The sequence below is a fragment of the Trinickia sp. EG282A genome, assembly GCF_040965455.1.
Taxonomy (GTDB): Bacteria; Pseudomonadota; Gammaproteobacteria; order Burkholderiales; family Burkholderiaceae; genus Trinickia; species Trinickia symbiotica.
The window spans coordinates 363,995-376,382 of sequence record NZ_JBFRCC010000001.1; the positions used below are offsets into that span (position 1 = coordinate 363,995).

At 59.1% G+C, this 12,388-nt stretch carries 8 protein-coding genes; all 8 read left to right on the top strand.

What is annotated here, in order from left to right:
- Positions 1-193 precede the first annotated feature (193 nt).
- The 8 genes from AB4Y31_RS01655 (at position 194) to AB4Y31_RS01690 (ending at position 12,273) form a co-directional block, all read left to right on the top strand.
- Entirely contained in the window at positions 194-2,242 is a 2,049-nt protein-coding gene (locus tag AB4Y31_RS01655) for a type VI secretion system Vgr family protein (RefSeq protein WP_368673422.1), read from the top strand.
- A 30-nt stretch (positions 2,243-2,272) separates the two neighbouring features.
- Positions 2,273-2,710, top strand: coding sequence for a DcrB-related protein (locus AB4Y31_RS01660; RefSeq protein ID WP_368672424.1), 438 nt, complete (start codon positions 2,273-2,275; stop codon positions 2,708-2,710).
- A 53-nt stretch (positions 2,711-2,763) separates the two neighbouring features.
- Complete coding sequence (locus AB4Y31_RS01665) at positions 2,764-7,050, top strand: RHS repeat-associated core domain-containing protein (RefSeq protein WP_368672425.1); 4,287 nt, start codon at positions 2,764-2,766, stop codon at positions 7,048-7,050.
- The gene (locus AB4Y31_RS01670) at positions 7,050-7,484 is read left to right on the top strand and encodes a hypothetical protein (RefSeq protein WP_368672426.1); all 435 of its coding nucleotides are present in this window, start codon (positions 7,050-7,052) and stop codon (positions 7,482-7,484) included. The genes AB4Y31_RS01665 and AB4Y31_RS01670 overlap by 1 nt, the downstream gene beginning before the upstream one ends.
- 206 nt (positions 7,485-7,690) lie before the next feature.
- The gene (locus AB4Y31_RS01675; RefSeq protein WP_368672427.1) at positions 7,691-9,166 is read left to right on the top strand and encodes an RHS repeat-associated core domain-containing protein; all 1,476 of its coding nucleotides are present in this window, start codon (positions 7,691-7,693) and stop codon (positions 9,164-9,166) included.
- A 130-nt stretch (positions 9,167-9,296) separates the two neighbouring features.
- A complete protein-coding gene (locus AB4Y31_RS01680) occupies positions 9,297-9,908 on the top strand; it encodes a hypothetical protein (protein ID WP_368672428.1) in 612 nt (203 codons plus the stop codon).
- 269 nt (positions 9,909-10,177) lie between these two features.
- Positions 10,178-11,665, top strand: coding sequence for an RHS repeat-associated core domain-containing protein (locus AB4Y31_RS01685; protein ID WP_368672429.1), 1,488 nt, complete (start codon positions 10,178-10,180; stop codon positions 11,663-11,665).
- On the top strand, positions 11,662-12,273 hold the full coding sequence (locus AB4Y31_RS01690) for a hypothetical protein (RefSeq protein ID WP_146013376.1): 612 nt from the start codon (positions 11,662-11,664) through the stop codon (positions 12,271-12,273). The genes AB4Y31_RS01685 and AB4Y31_RS01690 overlap by 4 nt, the downstream gene beginning before the upstream one ends.
- Positions 12,274-12,388: the final 115 nt, after the last annotated feature.

Here is a 12,388-nt window from a genome sequence, read left to right on the forward strand (position 1 = left end):
GATACATTACCGACCGACTCCATCGAGGAATATTCAATGGAGCAGTCGTTGCATTCACCGTTTTCCCAGCGTGGGATAGCGAACGGGGTTCATCATGAGTTTCGTGTCGAACGAAGGCGGCAACGGCGGCCTGACGGGCCTGGGATCCGGCTCGCCGGCCGCGCCGCTCAATGCAATCGGCTCGTTTGCGGGCATGGCGAGCCAGGTCGCCACGCTGACCGGCGCGCCTGGCGCCGCGGCGATCGGCGGTGCGTCTCGCACTTTACAACTTGCGCAGACGGGTCTGTCTTTATTAGGTAAAACGCCTGCTTCGATTGCCGATTCGATCAATAGCCTTTCGGGTGCGCGGCCTCGCCTGACGCAAACGAATCGGTTCATTACTTTTGAATCGCCATTAGGTGAAGACGTATTGCTGATCAGCGCGGCAGTCATCGACGAATATGTCAATCGGCTGCCCGAGATGCACCTCGATTTGCTCTCGCATCAGAGCGATATCGAGCCGGAGAAGCTCGTCGGCCAGCGCGTGAAGCTGACGCTCAAGCCCTCGCGCATGAACGCGAGCCTCACGACGATCGTATCGCGCTCGAGCGAGAACGACCGCCATTTCGACGGCTACGTGGCCTCGTTCGCGCGCGTGGGCAACTCAGGGACCGTCACGCGCTACGAGATGACGGTGGTGCCGTGGTTCTGGTTCCTCACGCGCTCGACCGATTGCCGCATCTTCCAGAACAAGACGGCGAAGCAGATTCTGATCGAGATCTTTCAGGAGCTCGGCTTTCACGATTACGAGTTCGACCTTCGCACGGCGCAGGCGCCGCTCGAGTACATCGTGATGTACCAGGAGTCCTACTACAACTTTTGCGCGCGACTGATGGAGCAGGAAGGCATGCTTTGGACGTTCCGCTACGAGAAGGACAAGCATGTGCTCGTGATCGGCGATACGAACTCAGCCTTGCCGAAGGTCGAGACGCTGAAGGCGGTGCCGTACTACGCGGACAGCGCGGCGAGCGAGCGCGAGGGCATCGACCGATGGGACGAGGCGTTCGAGTTTCGCGTCGGCAAGATCAGCTTTCGTGATTTCAACTACAACCAGCCGTCTTCGTCGCTGATGTACGTGCAGGCGCCGACGAGCCGCCTGAAGAACCCGAAGATCGAAACGACCGAGCGCTACCAGTATCACTCGCTTTACGATCACCACGACGACGGACAGCGCTACGCGCGTTACGCGATGGAAGCCGAGGAGGCACAGGCGCGGCGTTTTAATGGCACAGGCTTCGTCTGCGCGATGACGACGATGGGCCGCTTCACGCTCGTCAATCACCCGAACGCCGCTTACGACAATAAGGACTACGTAGCGTTGCACGTGCGGCATCAGGCCGTGAACGACTACACGCGGCATGCGGCCGAGATGCCTTACCGCAACGAATTCACATGCCAGCCGTTCGAAGTGCCGTACCGGCCGCAGCGCATTACGCCGAAGCCCTACATGCAGGGGACACAGGCGGCGATTGTGGTAGGCCCGAAGGGCGAAGAGATCTACACCGACGGCAGCCGTGTGAAGCTGCACTTCTTCTGGGATCGCCGCGGGCAGTACGACGGGTCGGATTCAATGTGGGTGCGCGTATCGCAACCGTGGGCCGGTGAAGGGTGGGGCGGCTCGGCGATTCCGCGCATCGGGCAGGAGGTCATCGTCGCGTATAACGACGGCGATCCCGATAACCCTGTGATCGTCGGGCGCGTTTTCAACGGGGCGGCAGAGAACCCGTACAAAGAGACCAGCGGCCAGACGATGGGAATCCGCAGCAAGACGCATCGGGGCTCGGGTTTCAACGAACTGCGGTTCTCCGATGTCAATGGTTCGGAAGAGGTCTTCCTGCACGCGCAGAAGGACATGACCACAGTCATCCTCGACAACGAAACGCACACCGTTGATCAAGGCAATCGCACGGTGCTCGTCAACACTGGCGACGAGGTCAAGCAGATCGGGAAGGGCAGTCTCAACGAATCGATTGCGCTCGCGAGGACGACGACGGCGACGACGGTCGAAGTCAACACGGCCGCGAAAGACGGCGGTGGCGGGACACAGGTCTACCAAGCCGAGCGCGGCATCATGCACGCGGTCGGCGCCAGCATGATCACCTTGGCGCCGGAGGGTATCCGGCTCGAGCACAATGGCTCGGTCATTTTGATCGACGACTCGGGCGTGATGATCAACGGCAAGCGAATCGATTTGAACAAGTAGGAACGGCCCAGCGCCCCCCTGAGACAAGACATGGACTACGCGATAAACGAAGGGACGTTCACGCTTCCTGACACCGCCTTCGATCGGACGGTCAACGCCATTCTCGTCAACCTGGGACCAGGCGGATTGAGCTTGGTCGTTTCGCGCGAGCCGTTGCAGGTCGAGGAAAGCGAAGAAGCATTCATTGATCGCCAATTGAAAGCGGCGGCGCGCCAGGTGCCCAGCCTTAAGGAATTGGGACGGCGCGCGGTGACGGTGGGTGTCGAGAACCTGCCCGGTACGCAGATCGATCTCGTGCTCGAGCAAAGCGGTGCGACGTTGCATCAATTGCAGACGGTCTTTCGCGTCGGCGGGGACCGCATGGTCGTCATGACGCTGACATGCGCCAAGCCGCTGGATGCAGAGCAAATTGCCTTCGCGCAACAGATGCTCGACAGCTTTGCGCCGCGCTCGCGGGCCATTGGCTGACGCCGCGCCCGCTCAAGTCCCCTGTTCGACTTACGCCCGACGACTTCTCGGCCATGACCGCAGCCGCGCGAATAGACGATCCGATCGAACATACGTCGCTAATGGGTGACCTGCTCAAGATGGGCGGCTCACTCGTGGCCGGCATTGCCGTGGGCGCGGCGTTGACGGCGGTGGCCGCGGCTGGCGTGGCGTTGGCGGTCGGCACGGGCGGATTGGCCGCGCCTGCCGAGCTTGCCATCATGGTTGCCGTATCGGCGGCGATGGAGGGAACGGGGCTCAACGAACTCATCGACAAGGGCGTGTCGAGTGCCGTCGATGCGCTCGTGCCGCCCGTCATCAAAGGCAATATCAGCAGCGGGTCGTCCGATGTCTTCGTCAACGGGGAGAAGGCGGCGCGTGCTGCTTCGCCTGGCGATCTCGATACGGTGAAATGCAGCGATCACGGCGGCCCGCAGATGATCGCGCAGGGCTCGGACAGTGTATTCATCAATGGGCAGCCCGCCGCGCGTGTGAAGGACAAGACCACATGCGGCGGTTCGATCGCGAAAGGTTCGGACAACGTATTCATCGGCGGTGGAACGGTCACGGTGCGCGAGATCCACGACGAGCGGCCTTGGTGGGTCGGGGTGCTGGGCTTCGCAATCGGCGTCGCGTTGGCGTTGTGCGGACGAGGCAGGATGAACCTGAAGGGGCTCATGGGGAATCTGCCTTGCTTGGCGATGAGCTTCGGCGCCAGCTTTGTCGGCGGGATGATCGGCCATGGCATCCGCACGCTCGTGGGCCATCCGGTCAACGCCATTACCGGGGGGAAGATTCTCGACGGTGAGCACGACACGGACTTCGTGCTGCCCGGGCCGCTGCCGATTACCTGGCGACGCTTTTACAGCAGCCATGACGTGCGAGCCGACAGTTGGTTCGGGCAAGGCTGGAGCGTGCCGTTCAGCGTCGAGCTCGTCGTTGAGCGTAACGCGGCCGGCGAGGTCGAGAGCCTGACCTATTACGACGAACAAGGGCGCGATATCGTCTTCCCGCCCGTTCCCGCCGGTGAGAGCCACTTCAGTGTTCCCGAGGGTACGTATCTGATCTGTACGGCGGGCGGGCACTATATCGTCGAAACGGTCGATGGGCTTTACCGGGACTTCGGACCTGCGACAGGTCAGACGCCGGTGGAGCGGCTCAAGCTTCAACGCCTCGAGGACCGCAACGGCAACTGGATTGCTTTGCAGTACGAAGCAACCGGCGGCGCGCATCGCCCGTCGAAGATGACCGACAGCTGCGGTCGCGTGTTGCGCTTCGACTACGATCCCGGATTCGCGCAATGCATCACAGCGGTGCGCCTCGCGCGCGGCGTCGAGGGCGAACCTGAAGAAGTCTTGGTTCGATACGAATATTCCGCCCAGGGGCAACTGGCAACGGTCACCGACCGCACGGGAACCGTCCGACGCCGGTTCACCTATGAGAATCGGCTAATGACGAGTCAGGTCCTGCCGGGTGGCCTTCAAAGTTTCTATGCATGGCAGGGCGAAGGCACGACGGCGCGTGTGGTGCGCCATTGGACCGACGACGGCGAATCGTACACGTTCGAGACCGACACCGAGCAGCGCACGACGATCGTGCGGGATCAATTGGGGCGCGTCACCCGGTGGGAGTGGAATGCCAATTGCCAGCCCACGTCCTATACCGATGCCGAAGGCAACGTCTGGCGGCTGGAATGGAACGAACTGCGGCAACTCATGCGCGCAATCGATCCGACTGGCGCTACCACGTCGTTCGAATACGACGAGCTGGGCCGCGAGATCGCTCGCACCAACGCACTTGGCGAAACCGAAAGAACGGAATGGAATGGGCACTTCGATGTTCCGATCGCCGAGACGAATGCGGCGAACCATCGGCGCGTCTACCGCTACGACGACAAGGGCAATCTGAAGGTAGCCGTCGACGAGGCCGGCTTCAAGACCGAGTACCACTACGACGAGCGCGGCCTGCTGCATACGATCCGCGATGCGCGCGGGGGATACAAGCTGCTCGAATGGAATAGCCGCGGGCAGTTGACCGCCTACACCGACTGCTCGGGCAAGCAAACGCGATTTACCTACGATGAACGCGGCTCGTTAGCCCGCGTGACGGACGCGATGGGGCAGCATACCGCCTATCGCGCGGACCCCTTGGGACGTGTGACGGAAATTGTCAATGCGGACCGCAGCCGGCAGGAATTTCATTACGACACTGCCGGCCGGCTGACCGAGATCGTCGATGCGAAGGGCAACCGCACCCGTTACGAGCTGAATCCGCGCGGATTGGTCATAAGCAGGACCGATGCGGCCGACCGCGCGGTGCGGTTCGGCTACGACGCGGCTTACCGCCTTGCGACGCTGACGAATGAGAACCGCGAGACGTATCGCTTCAAGTACAGCGAGACCGATCGGCTTGTGGAGGAAATCGGGCTCGACGGCATACGGAAAACCTATGAATACGATGCTCGGGGATCAGGAACCCGAACGACGGATGCCGCGGGCACGGAGCACGCGCTGATCACTGCCTACGCACGGGATGCGCTGGGTCGGGTGATCGCGAAAGAAGCGGGTGAGCTGCTGTGCACATACGGATATAGCAAGGCCGGGCAATTATCGAAGGCCGAGCAGTTCGCCCGATATGGCGAGCGCGCTTCGCTTCAAAATCGCGTCGAGCTCAATTACGGACCGCGAGGCGAAGTGCTGAGCGAGCGCACGGCGACGGGGCGCATCGAACACCGGTACGACGAGCTCGGCAACCGGATCGCGACTCAACTGCCCGACGGACGCACGATCAACTGGCTCTACTACGGCTCCGGGCACCTGCACCAGGTCAACCTCGACGGCATGGTGATCACCGATATCGAGCGCGACGATCTGCATCGAGAGGTGCTGCGCACGCAGGGCAGGGTGACGAGTCGGTTCGGCTATGACGTGCTGGGGCGGCGCACGCTGCAGGAAGCGTTTGCGGGTCGACCGGCGGCGCCGGATGCGCAAAACTTCGCACTGCGGAAGGAGTGGCAATACGATCCGGCGGGCGAGGTGGTGCGCAAGCTGCATTCGGTGCATGGGAGGACGGACTATCGCTATGACGCGACGGGGCGCATCGAGCAGGCGAGCGGCGTGGGAATTCCGCCGGAAGTGTATCGCTGGGACGCGGCGGCGAACCTGGTGTCGGAGGAACGGCGAGGCGGCTATGTCGAGTACAACCGGCTCAAGATGTATGAGGACAAGCGCTTCGAATACGATATCTACGGGCGGCTGACGAAGAAGCTGAGCGGGCACGTTCAGCAGCAGCGCTTGGTCTATGACGCGTTCCACCGGCTGACGCAGGTGATGACGCAAAAGGGCAACTGGCAGTGGATGATCGCGTTCGAATACGACGCGTTGGGGCGGCGGATCCGCAAGTCGAACGGCCACGTGACGACGGAATTCGTGTGGGACGGGATGCGGCTGCTGCAGGAGCGCTGCGGCGATGATGAGGCGACGTATCTGTACGAACCGAATAGTTACGTGCCGTTGGCACGCATCGACAGCAAGCCGGCGCCAGCGGCCAATGATGGGCACATCGCGCCGCCGAACGTCTACTACTTCCATAACGACGTATCGGGACTGCCGGAGGAGTTGACGGACGGCGACGGACGGGTGGCGTGGCGGGCGCGATACAAGGTTTGGGGCAATACGATCCAGGAGGAGTGGGTACACCCGGAACCGGTCATGAGCACCGGGCGGCAGATGACGCCGATTCCGCAGAATCTGCGGTTTCAGGGGCAGTATCTGGATCGCGAGACAGGGCTACACTACAACACGTTTCGGTTTTATGACCCGGACGTGGGGCGGTTCATCAACCAGGACCCGATCGGCTTGGCTGGCGGAAGCAACCTATACGCGTACAGCCCCAATCCGGTGACGTGGATAGATCCGTGGGGATGGAGTTTTTCCAAGACAACTTGGGGTCCGGGGGATAAAGGAACGGGGCTTTCATATACCGTCTTTCAGCAAGATATTGACTGGGACTTGGAGTACCGAGGAAAGACAAACTTGATGCGTGCTTCTGAGGGGGGCGCGCCTTTCGTTATGAAGGATGGGGTGTTGCAGCAAATCCAGTTGCATCATTCGCGTCAGCAATCGATTGGACCTTTATTTGAGGTGACGACTAGCACCCACAGAGCTGCGAGTGGTGCTGGTAGAGAAGCGTTGCATCCATTCGGGAGTCAAAAAAATCCTGATTTCCCTGTGGACCGGAAGGCATTCGATGTTGACAGAAAACAGTACTGGAAAGATCGTGCTGCGGCCGCCAAGGCGGCAAGGAATGGAGGGTGTAGGTGATGATTCCATCGAAGGTTGAAACGTATCTCGCCACAGTCAGTGGCGATGTGATCCGGACAAATCCAAAATCGACGGAGCGGGTGATCCGCAGTTTGGGAGTAGATCCTAGCTCGGAACTTGGGGCGTTTTATTTGAAGTACCAGGGAAGCTTCATAAGCCCGCGTCCGGTGGCTGAACTGCTTGATATCGAGGGGCCGGCGATACCAGCGATTCCGGATCAAACGGACTATGTCCGTGATCGATATCACATTCCCGACCAATATCTCGCGCTTACGTCGGATGAGAGCGAAGGGATGTATCTCTACGGCAAAGATGATGAGGCAGTCTACGACCTCGACATCGGGGCACTGGATGACTTCTTGGAAGGTAATATGCCGGCACGCTGGGCTACCTTCAACGACTTCCTGGTTTGGTACTTCGATGTAGCACCGTAATGCACGAAGGGCCGCTGAGCGGCCTTCGTGCTGTGGACGTTAGTCGAGAGCTTGCCTGATGAACATGTACCGCTTGGTGTAGTCGACGGAGAAGTGGACGCGCTTACCGGGACCGAGGTTCAGAGCAGCGTACCAGTGAGCTTCATACAGCGGTTGAAGGGCTTCTGCGACATGCCTGAGCGCTCAGATGAGCTCTCGCGCCGACGTTGCGCATCGAACACCGGTACGACGAGCTCGGCAACCGGATCGCGACACGACTGCCCGACGGACGCACGATCAACTGGCTCTACTACGGCTCCGGGCACCTGCACCAGATCAACCTCGACGGGATGGTCATCACCGATATCGAGCGCGACGATCTGCATCGAGAGGTGCTGCGCACGCAGGGCAGGGTGACGAGCCGGTTCGGCTATGACGTGCTGGGGCGGCGCACGCTGCAAGAAGCGTTTGCGGGTCGGCCGGCGGCGCCGGATGCGCAAAGCTTCGCACTGCGAAAGGAGTGGCAATACGATCCGGCGGGCGAGGTGGTGCGCAAGCTGCACGCGGTGCATGGGAGGACGGATTATCGCTATGACGCGACGGGGCGTATCGAGCAGGCGAGCGGCGTGGGCATTGCGCCGGAAGTGTATCGCTGGGACGCGGCGGCGAACCTGGTGTCGGAGGAACGGCGAGGGGGCTATGTCGAATGCAACCGGCTCAAGATGTATGAGGACAAGCGCTTCGAATACGACATCTATGGGCGGCTGACGAAGAAGCTGAGCGGGCACGTTCAGCAGCAGCGCTTGGTCTATGACGCGTTCCACCGGCTGACGCAGGTGATGACGCAAAAGGGCAACTGGCAGTGGATGATCGCGTTCGAATACGATGCGCTGGGGCGGCGGATCCGCAAATCGAACGGCCATGTGACGACGGAGTTCGTGTGGGACGGGATGCGGCTGCTGCAGGAGCGCTGCGGCGACGAGGAGGCGACGTATCTGTACGAACCGAATGGCTACGCGCCGCTGGCGCGCATCGACAGCAAGCCGGCGCAGGCGGCCCATGATGGGCACATCGCGCCGCCGAACGCCTACTACTTCCATAACGACGTGTCGGGACTGCCGGAGGAGTTGACCGACGGCGACGGACGCGTGGCGTGGCGTGCGCGATACAAGGTATGGGGCAATACGATCCAGGAGGAGTGGGTACACCCTGAACCGGTCGTGAGGACCGGGCGCCAGATGACGCCGATCCCGCAGAATTTGCGTTTTCAGGGGCAGTATCTGGATCGCGAGACGGGGCTACACTACAACACGTTTCGGTTCTACGATCCGGACATCGGACGGTTCATTACGCAGGATCCGATCGGTCTGCTCGGGGGCGCGAACCTCTATCGCTATACGCCTAACCCGCTCACCTGGATCGATCCATGGGGATGGTGCTCGACTAAGCTTGGCAAAAATATGGGCGCCCGTCCGAGCGATGAGATGGCTAATCACCATCTTATTCCGGAGGAGATAATGGGAAATCCGCGTTATAGAAATTTATTTGAAAACGCGAGGAGATCCGGATTTGAACCGGATGGGGCGTCGAATGGTATCTTCCTCCCAGGAAATCAGGGTATGACCGAGAAGACCGGGTTGCCGGGGCACTGGTCCAATCACGCACACATACGGCCGCTATTGACGCGAGAGTCAATGCATTGAATAACCAATTCACAACTGGGCGACTTAGCGATACACAGGTCGTTTTGGGTCTCGGAAAAATCCAGGCGGACGCAAGGGCTGGATTGGAAGGGGGATTGTTTAGCGTCGATCCTGTAACAGGGAGGTTGAATTGAAGGAAGAGAGGCTCTATATCGTTTTGCCGCAACCGCATGATTGGGTTTGGAAGGCAACCTTCTTGCCTGATGTACAGTTTCCGTGGAATGATGTTTCGATTGCGCCAAAAATTGACACGCATTTTCAAATGTTTATTGACTGGAGGAGGTTGAAAAACATCGACTTGGATTATTTTCTACCGCAAGGGCCCGTTGTTAGTCAAAAATTCGCTTCGCTTTGTACGGATCAAGGGGTCGACTTTCAGTTGATTTCTTTGGATGTCATTCTTAACGGAGTGAAGGTCAAGGAGAAGTTTTATTTTATGGCTCTTAATAAATTCGTTTCTATCGTCGATGCCGATAGGACGTCGCACGTGAGAATGAAAAAAATGGATGGAACTGGGTATGAGATAAATCCGTTCTTTCCGGATATCCCGGAGTACGACATGCTTGAGCGTATCGTGTTTAATGATTTGAAAAAGCCCCCTCTTTTTATCGCGCCGGAAATTGGGAGTAGGCGTGTTTGTACTCAGCAGTTTAAGGAGTGTATGGAGGGCCACGGGATGAAAGGGATCGAATTTCAGCCAATCGACGAACGTTTCCGATATGAATCGTTTGGGTTCCAATAACATGAAGGCAGCGGTGGTCTCACTGCGTCACGCCTCGTTATCCGGAAAACCTATGAATACGATGCTCGCGGATCGGGAACCCGAACGACGGATGCAGCGGGAACGGATCACGCGCTGATCACTACGTACGTACGGGATGCGCTGGGCCGGGTGATAGCGAAAGAAGCGGGTGATCTGCTGTGCATATACGGGTATAGCAAGTCGGGGCAATTATCGACAACTGGCTCTACTACGGCTCCGGGCACCTACACCAGATCAACCTCGACGGAATGGTCGTCACCGATATCGAGCGCGACGATCTGCATCGAGAGGTGCTGCGCACGCAGGGCAGGGTGACGAGTCGGTTCGGCTATGACGTGCTGGGGCGGCGCACGCTGCAGGAAGCGTTTGCGGGCCGACCGGCGGCGCCGGATGCGCAAAGCTTCGCACTGCGAAAGGAGTGGCAATACGATCCGGCGGGCGAGGTGGTGCGCAAGCTGCACTCGGTTCATGGGCGGACGGACTATCGCTATGACGCGACGGGGCGTATCGAGCAGGCGAGCGGCGTGGGCATTGCGCCGGAAGTGTATCGCTGGGACGCAGCGGCGAACCTGGTGTCGGAGGAACGCCGGGGCGGTTATGTCGAATACAACCGGCTCAAGATGTATGAGGACAAGCGCTTCGAATACGACATCTATGGACGGCTGATGAAGAAGTTGAGCGGGCATGTTCAGCAACAGCGCTTCGTCTACGATGCCTTCCACCGCTTGACTCAGGTGATGACGCAAAAGGGCAACTGGCAGTGGATGATCGCGTTCGAATACGATGCGCTGGGGCGGCGGATCCGCAAGTCGAACGGCCACGTGACGACGGAATTCGTGTGGGACGGGATGCGGCTGCTGCAGGAGCGCTGCGGCGACGAGGAGGCGACGTATCTGTACGAACCGAATAGCTACGTGCCGCTGGCGCGCATCGACAGTAAGCCGGCGCAAGCGGCCAATGATGGGCAAATCGCGCCGCCGAACGTCTACTACTTCCATAACGACGTGTCGGGACTGCCGGAGGAGTTGACCGACGGCGACGGACGCGTGGCGTGGCGGGGGCGATACAAGGTATGGGGCAATACGATCCAGGAGGAGTGGGTACACCCTGAACCGGTCGTGAGGACCGGGCGGCAGATGACGCCGATCCCGCAGAATTTGCGTTTTCAGGGGCAGTATCTGGATCGCGAGACGGGGCTACACTACAACACGTTTCGGTTCTATGATCCGGACGTGGGACGGTTTATTAATCAGGATCCGATCGGGCTGCTCGGCGGCACGAATCTCTATCAGTACGCGCCGAGCCCCCTAACATGGATTGACCCTTGGGGTTGGTGTTCCACCGTTCTCGGCAAGAATATGGGGGCGAGGCCTGGTGATGAAATGGCAAATCATCACCTCATCCCCGAGGAGCTGATGAAGCGCCCCGACTTCGCGCCAATGTTCAAGAAATTGCGAAGCATGGGCTTTGAAGGGGATGGCGCATCAAACGGAAAATTCTTACCAGGTAATAGCGACATGGCTCAAAAAACTGGACTACCAGGACACTGGAGTAACCACAACCAGTACACGGGAGCGATCGAGCCGAAGTTGCAGCAACTGAATCAGCTCTGGCAACAGGGACAAGTATCCGATACGGATCTCATTCTCGGTGTACGCAAGGTTCAGAATTGGGCGTCGCAAGGGCTCGATAACGGCCTATTCCCCGTGGACCCAGTAACTGGACGATTGCTATGACTACCTTATTTTGCTTGCAGTACGATGGAACGAAGCCCGGTTGTCCTCCGTACCTTAGCGGCGAGTTTAATCACTCAGAGTTCGAATGGGAGCCCCTGGATCCACATGCGGCGGATGCGACGATTGTCAAGGACTACCGGTTTCGATCAAAGATAAAGGACTTTGATTGTGATTACTATGGACCTCTGCGCCTTGTTTCGGAGCAGTTCGTGAGCTTGTGCGAGGCACTGAAAGTGGAGCATCGAGCTGTACCGATAGGTCTCTCGTTGCCCGGAGGCCGCAAGCCCACAAAGAACTACTTCATTCTTTTGCTCCGCAGTCATATCAGCGCCCTCGACAGAGATCAGTCGGAATACAGCGATGCGGCGGATCCCCGCACTGGTGAAGCATTGAAGAATCGGCTCTATCCGGGGGCACATATGTATGACCGCATCGATCGATTCGTTCCTGCGGACATTGCCTATCCAGCACTCTTTGTATGCATCGAAACGGGCGCACTTTTTTGTACAGAGAGTCTTAAACGAGAATCAGAAGTACGCGTGCTGAAAGGTCTCAAATTTCAGCCGATCGACGATAAGTACAAGTACGATCCATTTGCGGGGCTCTAGTCGATGGTGAGCATCCCCCGTATAAACGTTGATGTGCGGCTGAAAACGCGTCAAGAAAAACTATGCGTTGATGGAAGATGTAAGTCGGAGAGGCTTCCTTCCTGGTAATCAGAGT

What these genes read in the sequence shown, in the direction of transcription:
- AB4Y31_RS01655 (WP_368673422.1), top strand. Translation starts at nt 194, where the DNA reads ATGGCGAGCCAGGTCGCCACGCTGACCGGCGCGCCTGGCGCCGCGGCG.
- AB4Y31_RS01660 (WP_368672424.1), top strand. Translation starts at nt 2,273, where the DNA reads ATGGACTACGCGATAAACGAAGGGACGTTCACGCTTCCTGACACCGCC.
- AB4Y31_RS01665 (WP_368672425.1), top strand. Translation starts at nt 2,764, where the DNA reads ATGACCGCAGCCGCGCGAATAGACGATCCGATCGAACATACGTCGCTA.
- AB4Y31_RS01670 (WP_368672426.1), top strand. Translation starts at nt 7,050, where the DNA reads ATGATTCCATCGAAGGTTGAAACGTATCTCGCCACAGTCAGTGGCGAT.
- AB4Y31_RS01685 (WP_368672429.1), top strand. Translation starts at nt 10,178, where the DNA reads ATGGTCGTCACCGATATCGAGCGCGACGATCTGCATCGAGAGGTGCTG.
- AB4Y31_RS01690 (WP_146013376.1), top strand. Translation starts at nt 11,662, where the DNA reads ATGACTACCTTATTTTGCTTGCAGTACGATGGAACGAAGCCCGGTTGT.